The organism is Pseudomonas sp. TAA207, assembly GCF_001529285.1.
GTDB lineage: Bacteria > Pseudomonadota > Gammaproteobacteria > Pseudomonadales > Pseudomonadaceae > Aquipseudomonas > Aquipseudomonas weihenstephanensis.
Genome location: NZ_LLWJ01000065.1, coordinates 151,596 through 175,438, shown reverse-complemented (window position 1 = coordinate 175,438; position 23,843 = coordinate 151,596). Strand labels below are relative to the sequence as shown.

Here is a 23,843-nt window from a genome sequence, read left to right as displayed (position 1 = left end):
CATTTTTTTAGGCAACCACCCCAATACACCACCACGCCCCGCGCAGAAGTTGGCGCAGGCGGCGGGCTTTGGGTTGCAGGCAGGCAACGCGTTGTGTGTAAGGGGCAATCGAGAGGGGGCCACGTTTGCCACGGTCGGCGAGCGGGCTTAAACCCCAACCAATTTATAAAAACTCACGACCAAGGTTGAAATTTCCTACAGGTACTTCTCTTTAGAATGATGGTCAGCCCCAGACCCAAGCCGACCATGCACCTCTCCCTCGAACACGTCACCGATCAGATGCAGCACGTCATCGAGCAATGTCGGCTGATTCAAATTCGTGGCCGTGTGACTCAGGTCACCGGCACATTGCTCAAAGCCGTGGTGCCCGGCGTGCGGATTGGTGAGTTGTGCCATTTGCGTAATCCGGATCACTCGTTGTCGTTGATGGCCGAAGTCATTGGCTTTCAGCAGCATCAAGCGCTGCTGACGCCGTTGGGTGAAATGCACGGCATTTCCTCTAATACGGAGGTTAGCCCCACCGGCACCATGCATCAGGTGGGCGTGGGCGATCATTTGCTCGGGCAGGTGCTCGACGGCCTGGGCCAACCTTTGCAAGGCCCGCCGTTGGGCGAACCCGCTGCGTGGTACCCGGTGTATCGCGATGCGCCGCCGCCCATGAGCCGCAAACTGATCAGCCAACCCATCTCGCTGGGTGTGCGTACGCTCGATGGCTTGCTGTGTTGCGGCGAAGGCCAGCGCATGGGGATTTTTGCCGCAGCGGGTGGCGGTAAAAGTACGTTGCTGGCCACGCTGATGCGCAATGCCGACGTCGATGTGATTGTGCTGGCGCTGGTCGGTGAGCGTGGGCGTGAGGTGCGCGAATTTATTGAGTCCGATCTGGGCGAGGAAGGGTTGCGCCGTTCGGTATTGGTGGTCGCCACCTCTGACCGTCCGGCGATGGAGCGGGCCAAGGCCGGGTTTGTCGCCACCAGCATTGCCGAGTATTTCCGCGACCAGGGCAAGCGGGTGTTGCTGCTGATGGATTCGGTCACCCGCTTTGCCCGCGCCCAACGCGAAATCGGCCTGGCCGCCGGTGAACCGCCCACCCGTCGCGGTTATCCGCCGTCGGTCTTTGCCGCCTTGCCGCGCCTGATGGAGCGCGCGGGGCAGTCGGATAAAGGCTCGATCACCGCGCTGTACACGGTGCTGGTGGAAGGTGACGACATGACCGAGCCGGTGGCGGACGAAACCCGCTCCATCCTCGACGGGCACATCATCCTGTCGCGCAAGTTGGCCGCGGCCAATCATTACCCGGCCATTGACGTGCTGCGTTCAGTGAGCCGGGTGATGAACCAGATTGTTGCGCCCGGCCACCGGCACGCGGCCAGCCAGGTGCGCGAATGGATGGCCAAATACGAAGAAGTGGAATTGCTGCTCAAGATCGGTGAGTACCAGAAGGGCCAGGACCCGGTTGCCGACCGCGCCATCGACAAGATGCCCGCGATTCGTGACTGGTTGCGTCAGGGCACCCACGAACTCAGCCACTTGGCGCAAAGCCTTGCCCAATTGGAGGCCCTTGCCCTGTGACCTTGCACACCTTGTTAAGCATTAAGTCTTTGCGCGCTCAGCGTGCCGAGCAGGAACAACATCGCCATCAACTGCGGGTGCTGGCCAGTCGCAGTGCGCAAGCGTTGAGCGTGACTGAACATCAGCAGTATCAGCAGTGGCGTCAGGCAGAAGAAGCGCGGCTCTTTGAGCAGTGCAAAGAGCAACCGCTCAACCGTCAAAAACTGGAGCAGTGGCAACAGCAAGTGGCCCTGCTGCGTGAAGAAGAAGCCCGTCTCGAACAAGCCATTGCTGAGCGCGCGCAGGTGCTGGTGCAAGAGCGCGAACTGTGGCGCTTGAGCCAGCGCAAATTGGTGGCCGCGCAGCAGCAAGTCGAAAAATTCACCGAGTTGAGCCGTCACGCGTTAGATGAAGAGCGCCTTATGAATGAGTTGAAAGAAGAAATGGAACTCGATGAATTCCGTCGCCCGGACATCGCGCTATGACCCGCATCACGCCGGTTGAACCCGCAGTACCTGCTGAGCGGAGCGGGCCGAACATCCCGGACAAAGCCTTGCAACACCACTTCGAACAGGTGATGCAGGTGCCCATGACGCAGGATGTGAAACCGCTGCGCCCGACATTGTCGGCGTTGGGCGCTTCGTTTCAAAAAGCCCATGCCGCCTTTGCCGAATTGATCAGGGGCGCAGAGGGCAATAACCCGGCGTTGGAGCCCCGTGAAGTGGCATCAAAGGGCGATGAGCAAACGGCGCCGCTGGGGTCAATGCATCCGCCTGAAACGCCGCCTCGCGAGCACGCTCACGCCAAGAGTGAGACGGCGCCGCTCGACCCCGCGCAAGGACTTCAACACGCCTCTGTGCCTCGCCAAAACCTGACGCCGCCTTTTAACCCCGCAGCCCCTGCGCTGCGGCCTCAGGCCCCTGTAGTCGCGAGCCAAAGCGGTGAAAAATCGCAGGCCCCTTTTAAGCCAGAAGACGGTGCGCCGCCACACGTAGCCAGCGCGCAGCCACTGCACCCGCCACCTGCCTGCGCTCCGGTTGTGGTTGGCGACAGCGTTGAAAAACCGCAAGTACCCACCAAACCTGAAGGCAGTGCATTGCCGCCTGCCATCGCGCCTGCTGTCGGCGCCGAAAGGGGCGAAGCGCCTTGGGTGGCCTGCAAAGCACAAGACAGCGCGCGGCCCCTTGCCCCCTCGGCGCAGCGCCCGGCTCCTGAAATACCCGCCGTCGAAGCCCCGCGAACTGCGCCTGCGCCCTGCACCGGTGACAGCGCCAGCCACGACGATCAACCCCACGATGAACCTGCACGGTTTATGGCCCCCGTGGATGATCTGCCTGAGGCCATTGCCCCGTTGATGACCCCCGGCGACAAGCTGCTCGCCCGCTTGCAGCCGAGCCGTGAAGCGCCGCTCTTGACCCGCGATCTACAGCAGTTGCTCAGTGCCTTGCAGCCACACATTCAGTCCGCCGCCACGCACCTGGGCAGCGCCAGTGTGGTGCAGGTGCACTTGCCGCACCTGGGCCACGTTGAGGTGCAGTTGGTGACGGTTCATGGTCAGTTGCAAGTCGACATCCAGGCCAGTCCCGGCAGCCTGTTGCAGTTGCAACTGGCCCGCCAGGAGCTGCTGGAGCGCCTGCAACGGCTTAATCCCGAACAACCGGTGCAACTGTCATTCAGCAACTCGCAAGACAGCGACCAGCGTTCGCGCCAACGCCGCAGTGTCTATGACGAGTGGGAGGCGCAGCCGTGAAGGCGTTGCCCTTAAATACCGTCGAGCCGCAGGAATGGGCGTTGCAACAACGCCTGGCGTCTTGCCGCAGTCGCTTCCCGGTCAATGACGGGCATGCGCAGTTGGGGGTGAGCCAGCCACCTGCGGGGTTGGACCTGGCGTTGCATGTGCATTGGCGCGGCGTGCCGTTGCGTTTGTTGTGTCATCGCGCCTGCCTGGCGCAATGGCTGGCGCCACGTTTGCAGGAGGCCGCTTTTGCACGCTTGCCCGCCGCATTGCAACTGGCCCTGCTGGAAGTCGAAGGCGCGCCGTTCACCGGGTTGGTGTGGGACGCCATCGAACCTTATTGCGCCAGCGCCGCAGCGGTGTGTTTGAGCCTCAGCCTGTCACGCGGCGGCGAGCAACTGGTGTTCTGGATCGAGGGTGATCCCCGGGCCTTGCTGGCGTTGTTGCCCGCCCGCCCGCTGCGCGAAATGCGCCCGATTGCGCTGCTGTTGTCGTTGCAATGGGGCCCGGTGCAACTGACTCCGGCGCTGCTCAACTCAGTCTGCACCGGCGACCTGTTGCTGTTGCCGTCCCGCCAACAGGTGCAAAGCCCGCTGTTGGTCTATGTCGAAGGTCGCCCGTGGGCGCACGTTCTCCCCGAAGAAAACCACCTTAAGGTACTTGCCATGCACACCCCAGCCCCCACTGAGCCCGAGCACGCGCTGGCCGGCCTTGAACAACTGCAAGTGCAGGTCAGTTTCGAGGTGGGCCGTCAGACCCTCGACCTGCAAAGCCTGGCAGCACTGGAGCCGGGGTCGTTGATCGACCTGGCGTGCGGGCTGGAAGGTGAAGTGCGGATTCTGGCCAATCAGCGCTACGTGGGCACGGGGGAACTGGTGCGTATCCAGGACCGTTTGGGTGTACGCGTCACCCGCTTGCTGGCGAGCAGCGCAACATGATTCAACTGCCAGACGAACTCAGTCTGATCATGGGGTTGGCATTGTTGGCCCTGTTGCCGTTTATCGCGGTGATGGCGACTTCGTTTATCAAAATGACCGTGGTGTTTTCACTGCTGCGCAACGCGCTGGGCGTGCAGCAAATTCCGCCAAACATGGCGATGTACGGGTTGGCGATCATTTTGAGCGTGTACGTGATGGCGCCCGTGGGTTTTGCTACCCGCGACTACCTGAAAACCCATGACGTGAGCCTGAGCAAAACCGAGTCGGTGGAGTTGTTTCTCGATGAAGGCATGCAGCCGTATCGTGACTTTCTTAAACGCCAGATCCAGGCGCGCGAGCACGCGTTTTTTGTCGACAGCACGCGCCAGATCTGGCCCGCCGAATACGCCGATCGCCTGGAACCTGACAGCCTGCTGATTCTGTTGCCCGCGTTTACGGTCAGCGAGCTGACACGGGCCTTTGAAATCGGGTTTCTGATCTACCTGCCGTTCATTGCCATCGACTTGATCATTTCCAACATCCTGCTGGCGATGGGCATGATGATGGTCTCGCCGATGACCATCTCCCTGCCCTTCAAGTTGCTGCTGTTTGTGTTGCTTGACGGCTGGGCGCGCCTCACCCACGGGCTGGTGATCAGTTACGGGGTGTGGCCGTGAACAACGCCGACATTCTGCACTTCACCAGCCAGAGCCTGTGGCTGGTGCTGGTGCTGTCTATGCCCACGGTGCTGATTGCGGCGGCGGTCGGCACCCTGGTGTCGCTGCTGCAAGCGCTGACGCAAATTCAGGAGCAGACGCTGGGCTTCGTCGCCAAGTTGGTGGCGGTGGTGGTGACGTTGTTTGCCACGGCCGGCTGGATGGGCAATGAGCTGTTTACCTTCGCAGACATGACCTTGCACAAAGTCGCGCTGGTTCGATGAGCATTCAGGACCTGCAACAGTTGTTGTTGGCCTACACGCTGTTGTTGCCGCGCATCCTCTGCTGTTTTGTGGTGATGCCGATCCTGAGCAAACAGATGCTGGGTGGCGGGCTGGTGCGCAACGGCGTGGCCTGTTCGCTGGCGCTGTTTATCTACCCGGCGGTGGCGGGCACGTTGCCGCTGACCATCACCGGGCTGGACCTGGCGCTGATGATCGGCAAGGAAATCCTCCTCGGCCTGTTGATCGGCTTTGTCGCGACCATTCCGTTTTGGGCGATTGAGGCCACCGGTTTTATCATCGACAACCAGCGCGGTGCTTCGATAGCCTCCACCCTGAACCCGACGCTGGGCAGCCAGACCAGCCCCACCGGGCTGTTGCTGACGCAAACGCTGATCACGCTGTTCTTCAGCGGCGGGGCCTTTTTGATGCTGCTCGGGGCGCTGTTCCAGAGTTACGTGAGTTGGCCGGTGGCGACATTCTTCCCGCAGGTGGGTGAGCAATGGGTGGTTTTTTTCTACAGCCAGTTCAGCCAGTTGCTGAGCCTTTGCGTATTGCTGGCTGCGCCGTTGCTGATTGCCATGTTTCTGGCAGAGTTCGGGCTGGCGCTCATCAGTCGTTTTGCGCCGTCCTTGAATGTGTTCATTTTGGCGATGCCGATCAAAAGCATCATCGCCAGCTTCCTGCTGGTGATTTACCTCAACGTGCTGATGACACACGCCTATGACAGCCTCTTGCTGGCGCTGGACCCGGTGGCCCTGTTGACGCCGATTCTGGGTGGCCAATGAGCGGCGAAAAAACCGAGCAGCCCACGGCCAAAAAACTGCGCGATGCGCGGGACAAAGGCCAGGTGGTCAAAAGCAAGGAGGTGGTGTCCACGGCGTTGATTCTGGCCTTGGTCACGCTGTTCATGACCTGCTCGGAATACTACATGGAGCATCTGGGCGGCTTGATGCTGATGCCCGCCAACTACCTGAACCTGCCGTTCGGTCAGGCCTTTGAGCTGGTGCTGGAAAACCTGATGCAGGAGTTGGTGTACCTGTGCCTGCCCATCTTGGTGGTCGCCGCCCTGGTGGTGATCGTGTCGCACTTGGCGCAGTACGGTTTTTTGCTCAGTGGCGAGTCGATCATGCCGGACCTGAAAAAGATCAACCCGGTGGAAGGCGCGAAGAAAATATTCTCGATCCGCAGCCTGGTGGAGTTTCTCAAGTCTGCGCTCAAGGTTGCCCTGCTGTCGTTGCTGGTATGGGTCACGCTGGAAGGCAACCTCAATGCGCTGATTCGTCTGCCCGCGTGTGGTTTGGGCTGCATTGCGCCGATTGTCGGGCTGATGCTCGAACAGCTGATGCTGGTGTGCGGGGTCGGGTTTGTGCTGATTTCGGCGGCCGACTATGCCTTCGAGCGTTACCAGCACAACAAGCAACTGCGCATGAGCAAGGATGAGATCAAGCGCGAGTACAAGGAGATGGAAGGCAGCCCCGAGATCAAGAGCAAGCGCCGTCAGTTTCATCAGGAGTTGCAAACCAGCAACCTGCGGGCCGATGTGAAACGCTCCTCGGTGATCGTCGCCAACCCGACGCATATCGCCATTGGTATTCGTTATGTGCGCGGTGAAACGCCGCTGCCGCTGATCACCCTCAAATACACCGACGCGCAGGCATTACGGGTGCGGCGCATGGCTGAAGAAGAGGGCATCCCGGTGCTGCAACGCATCCCTTTGGCCCGCGCGTTGTATCAGGGCGGACACGTGGATCAATACATCCCCGCCGACTTGATTGAACCCACGGCAGAGGTGTTGCGCTGGTTGGCGGACCTGCACAAAGAGGCCACCTGACCTCGGCTTTGTAACATCCGGCAATGTGTCGCTGATGTGGTTTTTTGCATCAAACCATTGCCCGGCCTGATCGGGCATTCCCCCCACTCTCGCCACCACAGGAACTCGGATGCTTGAGCTTGTTGCTGCGTTTATCTGCCTGACGTCACTGCTGACGTACGTGAATTACCGTTTTATCGGCCTGCCGCCCACGATTGGCGTGATGGTCACAGCCCTTGTGTTTTCCCTGCTGTTGCAAGGCTTGAGCGTGCTCGGTTATCCGGGCCTCGAAGACCGCGTGCAACAGTTGATCGGCCAAATTGATTTTGGCGATCTGTTGATGAACTGGATGCTGGGCTTTCTGCTGTTTGCAGGTGCCTTGCACGTTAACTTCAATGACGTGCGCAGTTACCGTTGGCCGATTGGGCTGCTCGCCACGGTGGGTGTGCTGATCGCCACCACGGTGATTGGCAGTCTGGCGTACTGGATTTTCGGCCTGTTCGGCTGGCACATCAGCTTTTTGTACTGCTTGTTGTTTGGTGCATTGATTTCGCCCACCGACCCGATTGCCGTGCTCGGCGTGTTGCGGACCGCCAACGCGTCCAAACCGCTGAAAACCACCATCGTGGGCGAGTCGCTGTTCAACGACGGCACCGCTGTGGTGGTGTTCACCGTGTTGCTGGGTATCGTGCAACTGGGTGAAACCCCCAGCGTCAGCGCCACGGCCATGATGTTTGCCCACGAAGCCATTGGCGGCGTGGTGTTTGGCGGGCTGATCGGTTATCTGGTGTACCGGATGATCAAGAGCATCGAGCAGTATCAGATCGAAGTGATGCTCACCTTGGCGCTGGTGATTGGCGGCTCGGCGATGGCCAGTGAGCTGCACGTCTCGGCACCGATTGCGATGGTGGTGGCCGGTTTGATCATTGGCAACCTGGGCCGCAACAAGGCGATGAACGAGATGACCCGTCGCTACCTGGACGGCTTTTGGGAGCTGCTGGATGACATGCTCAACGCATTGCTGTTTGCGTTGATCGGCATGGAGCTGTTGCTGCTGCCGTTCTCGTGGCTGCATTTGCTGGCCGCCAGTGCGTTGGCAGTGGCGATCCTGTTGTCGCGTTTGCTGACCGTGGCCCCGGCCATTGTGCTGCTGCGCCGCTGGCGTGCGGTGCCGCGTGGCACCATTCGCATCCTGACGTGGGGTGGCTTGCGCGGCGGGGTTTCGGTCGCGCTGGCACTGGCCTTGCCGCTGGGGCCGGAGCGTGACTTGATCCTGAGTATCACCTACATCGTGGTGTTGTCGTCGATCCTGTTCCAGGGCCTGACCATCGGCAAACTGGTCAAGCATGTGACCAAAGACACCCCTGTTTCGGCTGAGGCCGATAACGCGCATTAATCCCCCTCCCGGCAGGCTGCGAGCTTTTGGATTGAACGATCAAAAGACCGCAGCCTGCGCCTACTCCTACACTGGAGTGCGACTCGTCTTACCTTGACTACACTGAATTCGTTTGGCTGAAGGGGCTTTCAGCGATGTGCTGAGTGTGCCTATAACGAAAAAGGGGAAAGGGATGAGTACATCTGCGACTTACGCACCGCCATCGGGAGCGCCCAGGCGCCATACCGGTGCCTATATTTTGATCATTGCGGCCTTGGTGGCCCTGGCCATTACGGCCTGGCGATTCTTTACGCCGTTGTCCGGTATTGATGGCTCCGGCGGGGCGATGACAGCGATGTTCGCTGAAGTGGTGATGGTGGTTCTGGGCCTGTTACTGGTTAAAAGTCATACAGGCGGGCTGCGCGGTTTTCTGCTGTTTTTGAGCTGGGTCGGGATCGTCGGGACCTTTGTCGCTGCACTGTTTTTGCACGGTTGGTTGACCGCGGCGGTGCTGGCTGTGGGCGCGATAGGCGTTGTGATCGAAACCTTCACTCAACCGGTCAGGAGCGCGTGACATGAATGGACTGAAAAAGCACCTGTTGGGTGCACCGGCCCTGTGCATTCTTGCGGGCATTAGCACCGCTCACGCCCAGACCTATACCGTACCGCCGCCGTTGCTGGCACCTTCCAGCGTGTCGGCCGAAAGCGCCAGGCTGGCGATACCTGACGGCAAAGAATGGGACAGCTTTCACGGCCAGTTGAGTTCGCAGAAATACTCGCCTCTCACGCAAATCAATAAAGACAACGTCGGCCAGCTGACCAAGGTCTGGCAATATTTCACCGGCGACATGTCCACCGGCACCGGCAAGATTCCGCCGTCGGTCTGGTCGGCCACGCCGATTTTTGCCAATGACACGCTGTACGTCGGCACGCCTTTTTATCGCATCATTGCCCTCGAACCCGAGACCGGCAAAGAGAAGTGGGTCTTTGATACCAAGTCGCCCTTGGTGGCCGAAACCCAGCCTGCGTTGAAGTCGCGTGGCGTGGCCTATTGGCAGGAGAAAACCCCGCAAGCGGGTGTTGCCTGCCAAAAAGTCGTGTATCTGGGCAACATGACCGCCCAGCTGTACGCCGTCGATGCGGACACCGGCAAACCGTGCGAGAAGTTCGGTAAAAACGGTGTGGTGGACGTCAACCAATGGAACACCGTTAACGCCAAATGGCCGCTGTCGGTGCTGCAACCGCCTACGGTCATCGGCGACAAACTGATCGTCGGTTGGGCCGGTAAGGACTGGGAGTACGAAGTTGAATCGCCAGGTTCATTGTTCGCACTCAACGCACGCACCGGTGAGCTGGAGTGGGAGTTCAAGCCGATCCCGGAAGAAGAGGCAGGTAAAACCGGCACCGCCAACATCTGGACCGCCATGTCCTATGACCCGGCGCTGGGCTTGCTGTACATCCCGGTCTCTTCGCCATCGCCCAATTACTGGGGTGGCAACCGCACCAAGCCGATTCCGCTCGGCACTTCAACCACCGCACTGGACATCAACACCGGCAAAGTGGTCTGGTCGCGGCAGTGGGTTCACCATGACATTTGGGACTACGACATCAACTCGGCCCCGACGTTGATGGACATCACGGTCAATGGCAAGCCGGTAGCCGCGCTGGTACAGGCGACTAAAATGGGCTTCCTGTTTACCGTTGACCGCCGCACGGGTGAGGACGTGTGGCCGATTGAAGAGCGTGCGGTGCCGCAAGGTGATGCTGAGGGCGAGGTGTATTCGCCGACGCAACCGTTCCCGACCAAACCTGCGCCGTTGATGGATCAGTCGAAAAAACCGGCGATCTGGAAAGTCGCCGACATTGTGGGCCTGGGGCAGTGCTCGAAGATGTGGGACGGCCTGGAATACAACGGCATGTACTCGCCACCTTCCACCAAAGGTAACGGCGTGCTGGCGTACCCGGACAGTGCGGGCGGCGTGCAGTGGGGCGGCGTTGCGTTCGATCCGGTGAGCCAGGTGGCAATCGTCAACACGTCGCACATCGTGCAGATGATCAAGCTGTGGGACCGCGCCTCGTATGACAAGCAACCGAAAGAGGCAGGTAACGAAAACGGCTTCTACCCGCAAATCGGCGCGCCGTATGGCATGTCGTTGCTGAACGCGCAGAACTGGGCCGGCATGCCGTGCTGGGCGCCGCCGTTCGGTGAAATCGTGGCCCTGGACATGCGCACCGGTGACGTGAAATGGCGTCGTCCGATGGGGGCCGTGCAACAGTGGGGTTGGTACATGCCTGAAGACATGGGCTCGCCGACCATTGGTGGCCCGGCCGTGACTGCGGGCGGGGTGATTTTCATCGGTGCTTCGATGGACGCCAAGGTGCGTGCTTACGCACTGGAGGACGGCAAAGAGTTGTGGTCGGACATCGTCATGGCGCCTGCCGTGGCCAACCCTGCGGTGTATGAGTACAAGGGGCGGCAATACGTAGCGTTTGTGGCGGGCGGTAACTCGATCATGAAAGACCAGGTGGGTGATCAGGTGGTGGTCTACGCATTGCCCAAATAATGCGTGGCACCTGAACCGCCCGCAGGCTGCGAGCCTTTGATTTTAAAAGCTCGCAGCCTGCGGCATCGACTACGGTTAGGAGGACAACCGCTGCAACTGTTCGCTGGCGCGTTGGGCAAACAGTTGCAGCAGCCCGTCGAGTGTATGCGGGCCCGGTTCGTCGGCACGGGTCAAGGCGTACAGCGTGATCGGCAATGCCGGTGTCAAAGGCCGTATCCGCGTGCTCTCACATGAGGCTCCCAGCGCGGTAAACGGATCAATCACTGCCAATCCGGCACCTGACTCCACCATGGCTCTGGCCAGCGAATAGGTTTGCACCGCGATGTTGATGCGCGGCGGTGGTTCGACGGTGTTCAGGTAACTTTCAAACCGCGCAAACAGCGGATCGGCACTGCTCAGACCAATTAACGGTGCGTTGGCCAGTTCATCCAGTGCCAAGGGTACACCGAGGTCTTTTTCGGCCCAGTAGTCCCTGGGTGCCAGCGCCACTAAAACCCCGTGAGCCAACGCCTGTGCCTTGAGTCCTGGGTGTTCAGGTTGCTTGAAAGTGAGGGCCACGTCCAGTTCGCGCATCAACAGGTTTTGCACCAGTTCACGGGTGTGTGCGCTGGCCAGCTCGCACTGGGTATCGGGATAACGGCGCGTCCATTCGCTGATCACCGGCGGCATCAGTGACAAGGCCAGGGCTGGCGTGCTGCCAATGCGCAACCGGTGCCCGGGTTGGCGGCGCAAGCTTTCAGCCAGACGCTGTACCCCTTGCAGGCTTTCAGTGACCTTGTCGACTTCGCGCTCCAGCAGCAAGGCTTCGGGCGTGGGCTGGAGTTTGCCGCGTACCCGTAAAAACAGCGCAAACCCCAACTGCAACTCGGCGTGCTGCAACACCTTGCTCACCGCCGGTTGCGAAACGTGCAGTAACTGCGCCGCCGCGCTCACCGAGCCGGTTTGACGAATAGCCTGGAAAACTTCGATATGTCGCAAGCGCATGGCTGTAGTCCATAACCTTTGTTTATGGGTTAAGCATCTTTATTCATTGTTCGGCGCCTGTCACCTGCCCCTAATCTGAGGTTCGCATAACTTTGGGTTAAGGACTGACATGGCACAGCGGGTTTGCATCATCGGCGGTGGCGTCATTGGGCTAGCAACGGCGTATGCGCTGGTGCGTGACGGCTTTGTAGTGACGCTGATCGAAGCCCAGCCCACGCTGGGCAGCCAGACCAGCTTTGCCAATGGCGGCCAATTGTCCTATCGCTACGTGGCACCGTTGGCAGATGCTGGCGTGCCGTGGCAGGCCATGGGCTGGCTGTTGCGCGCCGACTCACCGCTCAAGCTGCGCCCGCGCATGGACCCGGCCCAATGGCGCTGGCTGGCCGCGTTTGTCGGCGCCTGCCGTGGTTCGGTGAATCAGCGTAACGGTGCACATTTGCTGCGTTTGGCGCTATTGAGTCAGGCCACGCTGCAACAGTGGCGCGAAGAAGACCAACTGAGCGGGTTTGGCTGGCGACGAAACGGCAAGCTCGTGGCTTTTCGTGAGCAGGGCCATTTCGATAAAGCCCGGCAAAACGTTAGCCACAGCCCTTTCCAGCACGCGCTGTCGGCCAGTGAATGCGCAACGCTTACGCCGGGTCTACAAGGGTCAAGTTTTGTGGGTGGCATTTACACGCCGGATGAAGAAGTGGGTGATTGCCACGCGTTTTGCCAGCAGTTGGTCGCACGCTTAGAGGCTTCTGGCCGCTGCACCTTTGTGCTTGGCAAGCCCGTGACGGGTGTGGTGCACAGTCACGGTGCCGTGTCGGCCGTGGACATGGGCGATGAGCGTTTGCAGGTCGATCAACTGGTCCTCGCGGCGGGGCACAACAGCCCGGCGCTGCGCTTGCCCGGTCTGAACCTGCCGTTGTATCCGCTTAAAGGCTACAGCCTGAGCTTGCCGCTGGCCGATGTGGAAAAAGCCCCGCACGTGAGCATCACCGACTACGACCGCAAAATTGTTTACGCGAGGATTGGCGAGCAACTGCGTATCGCGGCAATGGTCGACATCGTGGGTTTTGACCCGGCCCCGGACCCCAAACGCCTCGCACAAATGCGCCAACTGGCGCGCAGCACCTTCCCTGAGGCGGGCGACTATGCCCAGGCCACTGAGTGGGCTGGCATGCGCCCTGCAACACCCACCGGTGTGCCGATTCTGGGCGCCAGTGGTTATCGCAACCTGTGGCTCAATCTGGGTCATGGCGCACTGGGTTTCACCCTGGCCTGTGGCAGCGGCCGTTTACTGGCGGAGCTGATCGCGCAACGTCAAACGTCTATCGACATGCACGGCCTTGCGCCGCATGCCGCATGAATCTGTAGTTCACAACAAGGAAAGCCCGATGACCCTTCACCGCATTAACAGCAATGAGCGATTGAGCGCTGCCGTGACGTTTGAGGCGCTGGTGTTTTTGTCCGGTCAGGTGCCGACTCAAACCGTGGATATTGCTGCGCAAACCGCGGAAGTCCTTGGCAAAATCGACGCCTTATTGGCCGAGACCGGCAGTGACAAGGACCACATTCTCAATGCCACGATTTACCTGCAAAACATCCAGCGCGACTTCGCCGCCATGAACACGGTGTAGTCTGCCTGGTTGTCAGCCGGTAAGGCGCCGACCCGCACCACGCTGCAAGCCGAACTGGCGCGGCCCCAGGTGCTGGTTGAAATCAGTGTGATTGCTGCACGTCGTTAATCTGTTTTAAAGGGGAAATAAGAAGATGAAAAAACTCACCTTGATCAGTTGCACGTTGGGCCTGTTGATCAGTCAGGCAGCATCCGCCACAGAGGCGCCATTGCAGGGCGCACTGAAGAAAATTGCCGACTCGGGCAGCATCACGCTGGGCTACCGCGATGCTTCGGTGCCGTTTTCCTATGTGGGCGATAACACGGGCAAACCGATGGGTTACTCCGTTGATCTGGCGAATAAAATCGTCGAAAACGTGCAAAAGAAGCTGGGCGATAAACCGCTGAAAATCAAATACAACCTGGTGACGTCGCAAACCCGTATTCCTCTGGTGCAAAACGGCACGGTGGATCTGGAATGCGGTTCCACGGGTGTGACGGCGGAACGGCAAAAGCAGGTGGCGTTCTCTTATGGTTTTATTTACGTCAAAGGCCAGTTGTTGACCGCCAAGGACAGCGGCATCAAAGGCTTTGATGACCTGCGCGAGAAAAACGTCGTGACCACGGCGGGCACCACCAATGAGCGTTTCATCAAAAGCTACAGTGCCGATCACAAAATGGGCATGAATGTGATCAGCGCCAAAGACCACGGTGAGGCGTTCAAAATGCTCGAAACCGGGCGCGCAGTGGCGTTTTACATGGATGACGCGCTGCTCTATGGCGAACGCGCGAAGGCTCGTGACCCGCATAACTGGGTGGTGGTGGGGGATGAACAATCGCGTGAAATCTACAGCTGCATGGTGCGCAAAGACGATCCGCAGTTCTTGGCGGTGGTGAACCAGACCCTGGCCGACCTGTACCGCTCAGGTGAAATCACGGGTATTTACCAGCGCTGGTTCGAACAGCCGATCCCGCCCAATGGCTTGAATCTGGAGTTCCCGATGACGGCCGAACTCAAGCAAATCATTGCCAAGCCCGTGAGCGATCCCGTGGAGTAAACCGCCACTGACCTGTTGAGGGCCTGTAGCAGCCGAGCACCGCGAAGCTGCGTCAGGCCACTCGGGGCGAGTGACCTGACGCAGCCTGCGGCAGTGGCTACGGTTTTTTAGGCAGTGGCAGCGCCAGCAACACGCATGAACTCGCCAACAGCAGCGGGTTCCAGCTGATAGCGCCGCACACCACAAACATCAGGCTCATACCGGCCTGCCCGAGGGCTGCGCCGCGCAGCACTTTGCCAGACACAAACCAGACCCCCAGGGCCACCTCCAGCAGCGGGATGACAGCGTTGACGACGGGCATCCCCGTTTTAATCAGCCACTCAATCACCGCAACAGTCAGCCCTGCGTAAGGCGCGGCCTGGACAGCGGGATTGCCCAGCGCACCCTGCAAAAATGCGGTGGCATCGAACCCGTAGAGCCACTTACTCAGCCCGGCCCATAGCCAGAACCCGCCCAGTACAGCGCGAAAGCCCCAGATGAGCGGCGTCATGCGATGGCCGTTCTGCGGGACAGGCCCAGCGACAGCATCCCGATCAGGGTGACCACAAACAAGGCGAAGAACAGACCCGCGATAGCGACGTTAGTCTGCAACGGCAAGGCGCTGGCCGCCGCGCAAGCCGCAGAACCAAACGCAAGCATCAGGCACCCTTGCAGGCTGGCAGCAACACCTGCCCGGTCAGGGAACAGCGACATGGAGCGGGCCAGCGCATTGGAGAAAATGAACCCCTGCCCAAATGCAATCAGCATGATGCCAGCCAGCGCAGTCGCCAGGCGCAGTTCATTGGGGGTTGAGGCGATAACGGCTGCGCCCGTCACGAAGAGTGCGGCGCCCGCCCACATTAATTTTGCGGGGGCGATGAACTTGATTAAAAAGCGGTTGATCAACGTGCCTGTCAGGTAGCACGCGCCTACGCCTAATGCCGTGGTCCCGAAGAATTGGGCGCTGTACCCCAGGCGGTCCTGCACGATGTAGGGGCCGATAACGTTCCACAACAAAAAGGCAGAAAAACTGGCGCCCAGAATAATCACTGACGCGCGGAAATTGCTATCGGCCAGAATTGCGCCATAGCCAGCCACTGTCTGAAGCGGGCTTCTTCTGCGCTCAACGGGCAGCGATTCTTTCAGGCCCGCCATGACGAACGCCAACACCACGAGGCCATAGACGGCGTAGAGAACGAAGTTGTATCTCCAGCCAAAATGCACCTCAATGGCGCCCCCAATATAGGGCGCGATCACGGGGCCCAAGCCGAAAGCCAGGCTCAGGTAAATAATCGCCACCGTAAATCGAGGACCTTTGACCGTGTCGACCAGTACCGCTCGCGCTACGACCTGACACGCGCCAATGGCAAAGCCTTGTAAAGCCCTGGCGACGAGTAGCATTTCAATGGAGGACGATGTGGCCGCCATGACGCTCCCGGCCAGGAACAGGCCAAGGCCCAGCAACACGGCCGGTCTGCGTCCCCACGCATCCGCCAGAATGCCGAAGAACAGTTGCCCGATGGCGTAGCACAGCAGGGTGATGGTGATGGTGTTCTGCATGAGCGACGGGCTGGCGTCCAGCTCCCGCCCAATGGAGGGGATGCTTGGCGCGTAGAGGTCAATGGCGATGCCGCCGACGCTGTTGATCAGCGGGGCCAGAAAGACGATGAAGTTTTCGTAACGCTTATTAGTAACCATAGATAAGCCTCAAAGGCCCGGGTGACGAGCGTCACCCGGGCCGGGATACGTTAAGCGGATGCCGCAAGGGCATAGTTTTGAGGTCGCACCAAGCCCAGCGGCTTGTGCTCCCACGACATCGGCGGGCTGAGTCGTGAAGCAACTACGCGGGGGGCCTGGCTGTAGTAGGTGCCCCAGTTGACCTGCTGATCTTTCACGCGGCTATGGTCGGCCTGCCCCAGATCGTCCAGGCTGACGTCGATCTGGCCCAGAATCTGTCGAACCTGTTCAGTGGCTGTCAGCACGACGAGGCCGTAGTTATGCAGGGCCAGCGTTTTGAGGACCGTGTTGAGCAGGTATCTGCCAGCACCGCTGCCGCTTTGAAAAGAAGCAAACGCCCCGATTTCTGCAATGCGCGCACGGCCAATGGCATAGGAGGTGTCGAGCGATTCATCCAGGTATTGCTCGCTGAACAGCGTGCCGGAATCACCATAGGTGATGCCCAGGCAGGCAAACCCTGGTGCTGCGCCATCGGCTTGGGTCAGGCAGACGAACAGGTCCGGTTTTGGCTCAGGCGTCGCGCCGTAATGCTTCAAGTAGTTATCGCGCACGGCCTCCTGAACGCAGCGATAGCCCGGTCGGTCGCGGTAGAAATTGCGTACTAAGTACATAAGGCTTCCTTTCGCTTATGCGTACAACGAGTCAAGGAAGCGAGCTTCAATTTCAGCGCGACGTGGACGCCCGGTGACGGTGTAGAACTGCTCTCTGAAACCGGAAATGTCATTGATCACTTGGATCCGGTCAATCCGCGCAAAGTCCGCCAGGCGATGTTCCAGTTTGGCCATTTCGGCCCGCACGGTTGGGGCGTCTGCGGACGAGAGCACCAGTGCACAAGGTTCATCCTTGCCCTCACCCATCACGATCATGTCGTCGATCAGCGGGCTTTCTTTGTAGACGTTTTCAACCCACTCGGGCGAGATGTTGCGTGCGGTGGACAGGATGATGACGTGCTTTTTTCGTCCGGTGATATACAAAAACCCGTCGCGCAAATCGGCAATGTCGCCGGTGTGCAGATAGCCATCGGACAGATCGCAGGAGGTGTCATCCGAGTTGTAGTAACCGGCACACAGGGTGGGTGTTTTGACCAGCAATTCACCGTTCACGAACTTGGGCTCGATCCCGTCCAGCAGCTTGCCGGCTGAACCGAGTTGGCGTTCAGCGGGTGAGTTCAGGGAAATGATCGATGAGTTTTCGCTCAGGCCATAGGCTTCGAATACCTGCACGCCTTTGGCGTCCAGTTCGTGGAGCACGCTGGCCGGTATTTTGGCGCCACCGGTAATGATGTGCGGCTGGTTATTGCCGAACAACTGCTCGCGGGTGTGGGTTTCCAGAAGCAGGTTGGCTTCTTCCAGCAATTTTGGCGGGAGGTACAGGAAGTTCGGCTCGTTTGGCGCGATCAATTCCAGGTAATGCCGCGCATTGCCGCTCGCCGAACCGTACTCTGCGATGCCTTTTGGCATCAGCGTCAAGGTGCCGCCCGAGAGGATCGGGATGAACACGCCGAGCACCTGTTCGATGAGCAGGCTCATGGGAACAATGGAGAAGTAATGGAGGGGCTGCTGCGGCAGTCGCTTCATTACATTGTCAACGAGCAGCCCTACGGCCTCGTCCCGGATCAAGACCCCTTTTGGCTTAGAAGTAGTGCCCGAGGTGTGGATAACCGACACGATGCCTTCAGCCAGGCGTTCATCCTCGTGGCTCCAGGCTTCGTGCGTCTGGCCTGTCACCAATTGGGCAGGTATGAAACATGGCTTGGACGGCAGGATGTGACCCATCCGGCTTTTGGTCTTTTCATCGCTGACAAATACAGCGCTGGCTTTGCCCAGCAGGCTCTCGATTTGATCGTCGGAGAACTCGATAGGCACGGGCAGCAGAACACCGCCCACTTTCTGGATCGCCAGCAGCGTATAGACCCATTCGTAGCAAGAGCGCATGGCAATGCCGAACACCTTGCGCTCGCAGCGACCCACGCGTTCTTCAAGGGCGCTGGCCAGACGGTTCACATCGTTGCGCAGTTCATACAGGGTATAGCTGCGGCCGTTCATTTCTTTGATAACGACCCGGTCAGGGGTGCCGGTCAAATAGTCCTGCATTTTTTTAGTGATCATTGATCAATCCCTCCTACACGATAACTTTGAGCACCAAAAATACGGCGGGACTGATCGTCGAGGCGGCGACGGCCGTGCATGACGCGGGTGTTATCAATCACGACGATATCGCCTTTCTTCCAGAAGTGGCTGTAGGTGTTGCGCGCGGTAACGTCTTTCAACTCATCCCATATATCGAGGGATATATCGTCGCCGTTTTCCCATGTAATGCGGGGTGGCTCATAGTTAACACTTGGGCCAAGCATGGAGTTGCAGAAGGCTTGTTTGCCACCAAAGCAGCTTGTTTCCACGGCTGAAATGATTAATTGCGAGTGGATTAAGTTCTGGTCAATTCGGCGATAAGTTTGGCCGGTCACTTTTTGGTTAACGAGTTCCAGGTGCTCATCGGTGATGTCTTCGAGAGGCCGCTCAAGTTCAACACTCAGAAAACGCTTAACGTTATTCCATGGAATACGGCGCGAATATTTTATCGGTGTGTTTTCGAACAATTTGCGTGTTTTGGAAGACAGGTCAAAGAGCACCTTCTGGCCGTCACACATTGTTGTTTCAGAGCCCACCGAAGCGGCTTCAAGGCAGAAGAACCATTGGATATCAGGGTTGAACGGCAGGTTGCCGTTTTCCCGATGCAGGCCCATTTCATGCAAGCCGGCAATAATCTCGGCGGTGTTGGCAGTCGATGTGGTGCGCGCAGGATCGAACGTGACTCTCGACGAGTGAGCGCTGACAAAATCGTTAAAATCTTGAAGTGTGTCGCTAAAATCGCGGTAAATCACGACGCCGCTGTGGGCGAGGTCACCGTACAACTCCTCAGTGCTGACCGACGTGAGTGCCTTGACGTCAGGCTCTACTGCATAAAGGCACTCAAATCCAAAGCCTGGTGTAGGTTGGCGATAAAACGGGAAATCTAACGACTGCGCTTGAGCCAGCATCGAACGTTCCTCCTGGAGGGTGAGCTCTGGTAGCCATTGCTGCTACCGGTGAACACACAGTAAGAGAAACTTGATGGGTGCGGGTTTTAAGAATTAGAAATGCGCTCGGAAAATTTAAATTTTACTTATCTTACTTGTTCATAATTTCTTCGGAGGCACTGTGGATCAGTCTTCTAAGGTTGCCTATATCAAGGCTGCGACTGCGGTCTTTTGACCAGATCATGTCCAGCGTGAATTGTGGGAACCCCATCGGCGGTTCACAGATGACCACACTTTCAGGAATACGAAGTAACGGTAGCAGTTTTGCGGGAAGTGCCAAGGTGGCGGGTACGGCGGCAATAATATTGACGCACGCCTGGTACCCGTTTGCTTTGACTAATACTTTGCGCGCACGGCCTATTTTATCGAGCCAACTGTCGACCATGTTTTTTTCAGAGAGCCAGGGCGTGGGGTATACGTGCGGCGATGCACAAAACTCGTCCAGGCTCATGGTCTTGCCAGCGTCCTGTCTTAGATAACTGGTGAGGCACACAAATTGATCATTCAAGATCGATTGCCATTCCAGTTCCGGGTGAAGTTGGTGATAACCCGGTCCAAACCCGATAGCAATGTCGACGTCCCCGGAAATGAGCCGGTCAATGGGCAGGTCACGGCTCAGGCGTTCCAGATGCAACGAGACAGCGGTCTGCTCTTTGGCCAACGACTGCAGGGCCTGCGGCAAGACAGACAACTCGAAATGCTCGGGTGCACATATTTGCCAGACTTTGGTCACGGCAGCCGAGGGCCAACCGGCTTCCTCCTCTGCACAGCGGTTGACTGATTCCACGACCACGCGCAGATACGGCGCGATTTTTTCTGCTTTCGTTGTGGGGAGTAATGCGCCCTGTGATGAGGCGAACAGCGTGTCGTCGAAACACCCGCGCAGCCTTTTCAAGCAGTAACTGACGGTTGGCTGACTGATGCTCATCAGCTCGGCGGTGCGCTTGGCGCTGCGTTGCTCAAGCAAGTTCAAAAACACGACGATGTCTTGCAGATCCAGTTGCTTGAGATAGTTGCTGTGTAGCATAGAAAGTTCCCTCTAAATTATGCTGATCACTCGGTGGGAGCGGACTCGCCGGGCAGGTGTGTCAGTACGCTTTTCAGCATCCCGGCCAGGGTTTTCCGCTGCTCGGCCTTGAGCGGTGCAAGTACGCAATTCTGGATTTCTGTATGTGTGTTCACCGCCTGTTCAATCAAGGCCTTGCCCCGTTCAGACAGACACACCTGCACGCTGCGTCTGTCTTGCTCATCCACTATGCGCTCGATCATCCCGGCGCTTTCCAGTCGGGTCAAACGGTTGGTCATGGCCCCCGAAGTTATCAACAGTGAGCGATAAAGTTCGGTTGGCGTGAGGCAATAGGGTGCCCCTGAGCGACGAAGAGTGGCCAGGACGTCGAACTCACCTTCTTTAAATCCATATTGAGCCAGGGCTTCAGCACGAAGGCGATCCAGGTGTTTTTGGATGCGGGCCATTCGGCCAAAAATCTCCATCGAGGAGGCGTCGATACCGGGCATTGCTTCAGCCCACTGGGCCACCACAAAATCTACATGGTCTTTCAAAGCTGCTCCTTTTTATTCGTAAACGCATCGGCGTTGGCAGGATAACGAACATTATCGGCTTCCAGATGTCTTAACGTTAAGATATCTTTGTCATCGAACGCAGTTTACGAGGGAGGACGTATGGCATTTTTCGATCACAGTGAAGACCGCTATTACTATTTCGATGCAGGGGCCGGGACTCCAATAGTGCTTCTGCATGGGCTGGGGAACACAGGAAGGGTCTGGGCACCGCAGGTCGTGGACATGCTGCGTTTAGGCCACCGGGTGATTATCCCTGATTTACTGGGGCATGGTGCATCCGCAAATGTCGGTCGGGTGTTCACCGCGCATGAGCAAGCACAGGTGATAGTGGCCCTGCTTGAGTTTCTTGGCTTGGAAAGTGCCATTTTTATCGGTTTATCGCTCGGCGGTATGGTCGCTCTGGAAGTGGCAGCGCAGTATCCCGACGCGGTCGACAAACTGGTGGTCGCCGGGACGTTTAAAACAATGGCCACGCCGCATCGACAACAGATGCTCGATAGCTGGATAGAGGCGCTGACGCAGCCCGACGGTTGCCTGAAGCGGTTTAAATCGAGCTGGACTGACCTGGTGGGTCAGGCCTTTGCCGACACCTCGGCCGGGATGATGTGTTATCAGGCCTGGCATGCACAGGCGGCGGCGCAAGATGCACGTAACCCTGTTAACTGGTGTGAGGGGATGAAGCGTTACGATGTCGGCCCCCGGTTGGGGCTGATAACCGCTCCGACCCTGGTTCTGGCCGGTGAGGCCGATCCTATGAGTTCTGTTGCGGAAGCTCAGGCAATTGGCGACCTGATCCCGTCGGCCAAAGTTGAAGTGGTGGCGGGTGAAGGGCACGTTTTCAATGTCCCTTGTGCTGATGAATTCAACCGTCTGGTGACTGATTTTTTGCAAGGACATCGGCATGGATAGTCGCCTCTCAAAAACAATGATTGGCATTCTGGCTGTGCTGGTTGGCATCAACTTGCGGCCCATCATGGCTGCAATCGGACCTTTGCTGGGCGTCCTGCAAACTGACCTGGCACTGAGCAGCGCTCAGGCAAGCCTGCTCACCACGCTGCCGGTCATGATGATGGGCCTGTTTGCGCTGGCCGGGCCTTGGCTACAGGGTTGGATCGGTGAAAACAAAGGGATTGCCCTGGGCCTGTTGCTCATTGCCGTGGCCAGTGGCGCGCGTGCGTACATTGACGGCTCGTCCAGTTTGATCGCCACGGCGGCCCTGGGCGGTATCGGGATCGCGGTGACCCAGGCGCTGATGCCTGCCTTCCTCAAGCGCAATTATCCCCAGAGTGCAGGCACCTTGATGGGCTTGTTTACGACCGGGATCATGGCCGGGGCGGCCATCGCTTCCGCGTCAGCGGCGCCCAGTGCCGATGTGCTTGGCTGGCGAATGACGCTGGGGATGGCTGCATTCCCGGCAATCATCGCCTTCGGTGTATGGGTGATGAGCGTCAATGACCATCGTCCCCAAGCCAATAAGGCCCGCTTGCCCATCAAAAGCAGCCGTGCCTGGCTGCTTATGGCATTTTTCGGGATAGGCACCGGCGCCTACACCTTGGTGTTGGCCTGGTTGCCGCCGTATTACATCGAGCTGGGTTGGCCAGCGTCCAATGCCGGATATCTGTTGGGAGCGCTCACACTCACAGAGGTGCTGGCCGGGCTTTTTGTATCAGCAATCATTCATCGGTTCCCGGACCGAAGAGGTCCGCTCGCGCTGGTGATTATCCTGGTCATTGCCGGGCTGGGCTGTCTGATTGCGGCGCCGCTCGCACTGGTCGTGCCAGCGACGATTTTGCTTGGGCTGGGCATCGGGGCTCTTTTCCCGCTGTCGTTGATCGTGACCCTGGATCATGCCAGTTCACCCGCCGAAGCGGGGTCGTTGCTGGCGTTTGTCCAGGGGGGCGGTTATTTAATCGCCGGAACCATGCCTTTTTTGGCGGGCGTTTTGCGTGATGAACTGGCCTCGCTTCGACTGGCGTGGGTGGGTATGGCCATCGCCGTGGCCATACTCCTGATCCTGTGCAGGCACTTCGCTCCGCTACGACCTGTTTCACCTGCCTAGCGCGTAGTCGCTGTCGAGGAACGAGGCTGCGATCGGGCGCGAAGCGGCCGTAAGCTTAAACACGGTGGTGCACCAGATGCCGCGAGGTGAGCGTTTTACGATTGCCTGGCGCCCTATCGCATCCGCGCGTAGCTCGCCAGTGACTACAGGTGATTGACCTCAGGACGCCCATGGCGACGTGCGGATGATGTCCACGAAATTCAGCGGTTTGAAATTCGGGTCTTTGTCCACCAGCACGTCGGCATTGACGGTGCCAAAGGTGGTTGCCGGGCGGTGTTTGAAACCGTTGGCGAACGCACACAAGATGCACTCCTTGAACGCTTCGCCACGCGGGTGTGCATGCACCACGGCGTTGCGCTGTTCAGCGCTGAAGGCCGCGTAATCGATGCCCAGCACGTCCATTTCTACCCCGGCGGTCACCAGCGCCACGTTCGGCCGCAGGTGGTGCGGCACACCCGGTGTGGTGTGCAGGGCGATGGACAACCACACTTGCTCGACATCGTCGTCGCTCAGGCCAAAAGGCTTCATAAAAGCTGTGGCGTTGTTGGCACTGTCCACTTCGAAACGCTCAGTGTTCGTGCGGTGACCTTCAACCAGGCCCACGTCGTGGAACATTGCGCCCACGTAGAGCAACTCCGGGTCATAAGCCAGTTGCCGGCGTTCGCCGCGCAAGGCACCAAATAAAAATACGCGGCGAGAGTGGTTGTAGAGCAGGTCTGATTCAACGTCGCGAATGTATTCGGTGGTGGCCTTGGCCAAAGCGCTATCCGGGATGGCGACGCCGGCGATGGTCTGAGTCATGGCAAATTCCTCAATCAGCGCCACAGTGGCGCTGTCGGGTTCAGTTTGAGCGCAGGCAATAATGGCAACAATCGGACAA

24 protein-coding genes and 1 pseudogene are annotated in these 23,843 nt (G+C 58.7%); 16 read left to right on the top strand and 9 right to left on the bottom strand.

The window, feature by feature from the left end:
- The first annotated feature begins 246 nt into the window (after window positions 1-246).
- The 11 genes from sctN to AP059_RS11835 all read left to right on the top strand — a co-directional run bounded on the left by sctN (window position 247) and on the right by AP059_RS11835 (window position 10,889).
- Window positions 247-1,569: a type III secretion system ATPase SctN gene (gene sctN / locus AP059_RS11885; protein WP_048364298.1), complete on the top strand. Its 1,323-nt coding sequence runs from the start codon at window positions 247-249 to the stop codon at window positions 1,567-1,569.
- Entirely contained in the window at window positions 1,566-2,033 is a 468-nt protein-coding gene (gene sctO, locus AP059_RS11880) for a type III secretion system stalk subunit SctO (protein WP_059765458.1), read from the top strand. The genes sctN and sctO overlap by 4 nt, the downstream gene beginning before the upstream one ends.
- A complete protein-coding gene (locus AP059_RS22545; RefSeq protein ID WP_256209822.1) occupies window positions 2,030-3,298 on the top strand; it encodes a type III secretion system needle length determinant in 1,269 nt (422 codons plus the stop codon). The genes sctO and AP059_RS22545 overlap by 4 nt, the downstream gene beginning before the upstream one ends.
- Entirely contained in the window at window positions 3,295-4,221 is a 927-nt protein-coding gene (gene sctQ / locus AP059_RS11870; RefSeq protein ID WP_120752335.1) for a type III secretion system cytoplasmic ring protein SctQ, read from the top strand. The genes AP059_RS22545 and sctQ overlap by 4 nt, the downstream gene beginning before the upstream one ends.
- Entirely contained in the window at window positions 4,218-4,877 is a 660-nt protein-coding gene (sctR, locus tag AP059_RS11865) for a type III secretion system export apparatus subunit SctR (RefSeq protein ID WP_048364107.1), read from the top strand. Before sctQ ends, sctR begins: the two co-directional genes overlap by 4 nt.
- Window positions 4,874-5,140: a type III secretion system export apparatus subunit SctS gene (gene sctS, locus AP059_RS11860; RefSeq protein WP_048364300.1), complete on the top strand. Its 267-nt coding sequence runs from the start codon at window positions 4,874-4,876 to the stop codon at window positions 5,138-5,140. The genes sctR and sctS overlap by 4 nt, the downstream gene beginning before the upstream one ends.
- Window positions 5,137-5,925 carry a type III secretion system export apparatus subunit SctT gene (gene sctT, locus AP059_RS11855; RefSeq protein WP_048364108.1) on the top strand — a complete coding sequence of 263 codons (789 nt, stop codon included), beginning with the start codon at window positions 5,137-5,139 and terminating at the stop codon, window positions 5,923-5,925. Before sctS ends, sctT begins: the two co-directional genes overlap by 4 nt.
- On the top strand, window positions 5,922-6,971 hold the full coding sequence (gene sctU / locus AP059_RS11850; protein ID WP_059765454.1) for a type III secretion system export apparatus subunit SctU: 1,050 nt from the start codon (window positions 5,922-5,924) through the stop codon (window positions 6,969-6,971). The genes sctT and sctU overlap by 4 nt, the downstream gene beginning before the upstream one ends.
- Window positions 6,972-7,080: 109 nt before the next feature.
- A complete protein-coding gene (locus tag AP059_RS11845) occupies window positions 7,081-8,346 on the top strand; it encodes a cation:proton antiporter (protein WP_059765451.1) in 1,266 nt (421 codons plus the stop codon).
- Window positions 8,347-8,518: 172 nt separating this feature from the next.
- Entirely contained in the window at window positions 8,519-8,899 is a 381-nt protein-coding gene (locus AP059_RS11840) for a hypothetical protein (RefSeq protein WP_059765450.1), read from the top strand.
- Between the two features lies 1 nt (window position 8,900).
- On the top strand, window positions 8,901-10,889 hold the full coding sequence (locus AP059_RS11835; RefSeq protein WP_059765448.1) for a pyrroloquinoline quinone-dependent dehydrogenase: 1,989 nt from the start codon (window positions 8,901-8,903) through the stop codon (window positions 10,887-10,889).
- Window positions 10,890-10,964: 75 nt separating this feature from the next.
- On the opposite strand, the gene AP059_RS11830 is transcribed toward AP059_RS11835, so the two are convergent.
- On the bottom strand, window positions 10,965-11,873 hold the full coding sequence (locus AP059_RS11830; RefSeq protein ID WP_059765446.1) for a LysR family transcriptional regulator: 909 nt from the start codon (window positions 11,871-11,873) through the stop codon (window positions 10,965-10,967).
- A gap of 109 nt (window positions 11,874-11,982) precedes the next feature.
- Here AP059_RS11830 and AP059_RS11825 point away from each other — a divergent pair, with 109 nt between their 5' ends.
- The 3 genes and pseudogenes from AP059_RS11825 (at window position 11,983) to AP059_RS11815 (ending at window position 14,531) form a co-directional block, all read left to right on the top strand.
- A complete protein-coding gene (locus AP059_RS11825; protein ID WP_059765444.1) occupies window positions 11,983-13,224 on the top strand; it encodes a D-amino acid dehydrogenase in 1,242 nt (413 codons plus the stop codon).
- Window positions 13,225-13,252: 28 nt separating this feature from the next.
- A pseudogene (locus tag AP059_RS11820) lies at window positions 13,253-13,603 on the top strand (RidA family protein).
- A 25-nt stretch (window positions 13,604-13,628) separates the two neighbouring features.
- Window positions 13,629-14,531 (top strand): transporter substrate-binding domain-containing protein, encoded by a 903-nt coding sequence (locus AP059_RS11815; RefSeq protein ID WP_059765442.1) that lies wholly within the window; start codon window positions 13,629-13,631, stop codon window positions 14,529-14,531.
- A gap of 97 nt (window positions 14,532-14,628) precedes the next feature.
- On the opposite strand, the gene AP059_RS11810 is transcribed toward AP059_RS11815, so the two are convergent.
- The 7 genes from AP059_RS11810 to AP059_RS11780 form a co-directional block, all read right to left on the bottom strand.
- Entirely contained in the window at window positions 14,629-15,021 is a 393-nt protein-coding gene (locus AP059_RS11810) for a hypothetical protein (RefSeq protein WP_059765440.1), read from the bottom strand.
- Entirely contained in the window at window positions 15,018-16,208 is a 1,191-nt protein-coding gene (locus tag AP059_RS11805; RefSeq protein ID WP_048364118.1) for a multidrug effflux MFS transporter, read from the bottom strand. The genes AP059_RS11810 and AP059_RS11805 overlap by 4 nt, the downstream gene beginning before the upstream one ends.
- A 50-nt stretch (window positions 16,209-16,258) precedes the next feature.
- Entirely contained in the window at window positions 16,259-16,858 is a 600-nt protein-coding gene (locus AP059_RS11800; RefSeq protein WP_048364119.1) for a thermostable hemolysin, read from the bottom strand.
- A gap of 15 nt (window positions 16,859-16,873) precedes the next feature.
- Window positions 16,874-18,355: an AMP-binding protein gene (locus tag AP059_RS11795; RefSeq protein ID WP_059765438.1), complete on the bottom strand. Its 1,482-nt coding sequence runs from the start codon at window positions 18,353-18,355 to the stop codon at window positions 16,874-16,876.
- Window positions 18,352-19,284: a TauD/TfdA family dioxygenase gene (locus AP059_RS11790; protein WP_059765436.1), complete on the bottom strand. Its 933-nt coding sequence runs from the start codon at window positions 19,282-19,284 to the stop codon at window positions 18,352-18,354. The genes AP059_RS11795 and AP059_RS11790 overlap by 4 nt, the downstream gene beginning before the upstream one ends.
- Before the next feature lie 130 nt (window positions 19,285-19,414).
- Entirely contained in the window at window positions 19,415-20,350 is a 936-nt protein-coding gene (locus tag AP059_RS11785; RefSeq protein WP_048364122.1) for a LysR family transcriptional regulator, read from the bottom strand.
- Between the two features lie 26 nt (window positions 20,351-20,376).
- Window positions 20,377-20,883, bottom strand: coding sequence for a MarR family winged helix-turn-helix transcriptional regulator (locus AP059_RS11780; RefSeq protein ID WP_059765434.1), 507 nt, complete (start codon window positions 20,881-20,883; stop codon window positions 20,377-20,379).
- 120 nt (window positions 20,884-21,003) lie between these two features.
- On the opposite strand from AP059_RS11780, the gene AP059_RS11775 reads away from it, so the two are divergent.
- Together AP059_RS11775 and AP059_RS11770 are read left to right on the top strand one after the other, a co-directional pair.
- Window positions 21,004-21,813, top strand: coding sequence for an alpha/beta fold hydrolase (locus tag AP059_RS11775; protein WP_059765432.1), 810 nt, complete (start codon window positions 21,004-21,006; stop codon window positions 21,811-21,813).
- On the top strand, window positions 21,806-22,963 hold the full coding sequence (locus tag AP059_RS11770) for an MFS transporter (protein WP_059765430.1): 1,158 nt from the start codon (window positions 21,806-21,808) through the stop codon (window positions 22,961-22,963). The genes AP059_RS11775 and AP059_RS11770 overlap by 8 nt, the downstream gene beginning before the upstream one ends.
- A gap of 159 nt (window positions 22,964-23,122) precedes the next feature.
- Here AP059_RS11770 and AP059_RS11765 read toward each other — a convergent pair whose 3' ends face one another.
- Window positions 23,123-23,764 carry an HD domain-containing protein gene (locus tag AP059_RS11765; RefSeq protein WP_059766196.1) on the bottom strand — a complete coding sequence of 214 codons (642 nt, stop codon included), beginning with the start codon at window positions 23,762-23,764 and terminating at the stop codon, window positions 23,123-23,125.
- Window positions 23,765-23,843: the final 79 nt, after the last annotated feature.

What these genes read in the sequence shown, in the direction of transcription:
- sctN (WP_048364298.1), top strand. Translation starts at nt 247, where the DNA reads ATGCACCTCTCCCTCGAACACGTCACCGATCAGATGCAGCACGTCATC.
- AP059_RS22545 (WP_256209822.1), top strand. Translation starts at nt 2,030, where the DNA reads ATGACCCGCATCACGCCGGTTGAACCCGCAGTACCTGCTGAGCGGAGC.
- sctR (WP_048364107.1), top strand. Translation starts at nt 4,218, where the DNA reads ATGATTCAACTGCCAGACGAACTCAGTCTGATCATGGGGTTGGCATTG.
- sctT (WP_048364108.1), top strand. Translation starts at nt 5,137, where the DNA reads ATGAGCATTCAGGACCTGCAACAGTTGTTGTTGGCCTACACGCTGTTG.
- sctU (WP_059765454.1), top strand. Translation starts at nt 5,922, where the DNA reads ATGAGCGGCGAAAAAACCGAGCAGCCCACGGCCAAAAAACTGCGCGAT.
- AP059_RS11845 (WP_059765451.1), top strand. Translation starts at nt 7,081, where the DNA reads ATGCTTGAGCTTGTTGCTGCGTTTATCTGCCTGACGTCACTGCTGACG.
- AP059_RS11840 (WP_059765450.1), top strand. Translation starts at nt 8,519, where the DNA reads ATGAGTACATCTGCGACTTACGCACCGCCATCGGGAGCGCCCAGGCGC.
- AP059_RS11835 (WP_059765448.1), top strand. Translation starts at nt 8,901, where the DNA reads ATGAATGGACTGAAAAAGCACCTGTTGGGTGCACCGGCCCTGTGCATT.
- AP059_RS11830 (WP_059765446.1), bottom strand. Translation starts at nt 11,873, where the DNA reads ATGCGCTTGCGACATATCGAAGTTTTCCAGGCTATTCGTCAAACCGGC.
- AP059_RS11825 (WP_059765444.1), top strand. Translation starts at nt 11,983, where the DNA reads ATGGCACAGCGGGTTTGCATCATCGGCGGTGGCGTCATTGGGCTAGCA.
- AP059_RS11815 (WP_059765442.1), top strand. Translation starts at nt 13,629, where the DNA reads ATGAAAAAACTCACCTTGATCAGTTGCACGTTGGGCCTGTTGATCAGT.
- AP059_RS11810 (WP_059765440.1), bottom strand. Translation starts at nt 15,021, where the DNA reads ATGACGCCGCTCATCTGGGGCTTTCGCGCTGTACTGGGCGGGTTCTGG.
- AP059_RS11805 (WP_048364118.1), bottom strand. Translation starts at nt 16,208, where the DNA reads ATGGTTACTAATAAGCGTTACGAAAACTTCATCGTCTTTCTGGCCCCG.
- AP059_RS11800 (WP_048364119.1), bottom strand. Translation starts at nt 16,858, where the DNA reads ATGTACTTAGTACGCAATTTCTACCGCGACCGACCGGGCTATCGCTGC.
- AP059_RS11795 (WP_059765438.1), bottom strand. Translation starts at nt 18,355, where the DNA reads ATGATCACTAAAAAAATGCAGGACTATTTGACCGGCACCCCTGACCGG.
- AP059_RS11790 (WP_059765436.1), bottom strand. Translation starts at nt 19,284, where the DNA reads ATGCTGGCTCAAGCGCAGTCGTTAGATTTCCCGTTTTATCGCCAACCT.
- AP059_RS11785 (WP_048364122.1), bottom strand. Translation starts at nt 20,350, where the DNA reads ATGCTACACAGCAACTATCTCAAGCAACTGGATCTGCAAGACATCGTC.
- AP059_RS11775 (WP_059765432.1), top strand. Translation starts at nt 21,004, where the DNA reads ATGGCATTTTTCGATCACAGTGAAGACCGCTATTACTATTTCGATGCA.
- AP059_RS11770 (WP_059765430.1), top strand. Translation starts at nt 21,806, where the DNA reads ATGGATAGTCGCCTCTCAAAAACAATGATTGGCATTCTGGCTGTGCTG.
- AP059_RS11765 (WP_059766196.1), bottom strand. Translation starts at nt 23,764, where the DNA reads ATGACTCAGACCATCGCCGGCGTCGCCATCCCGGATAGCGCTTTGGCC.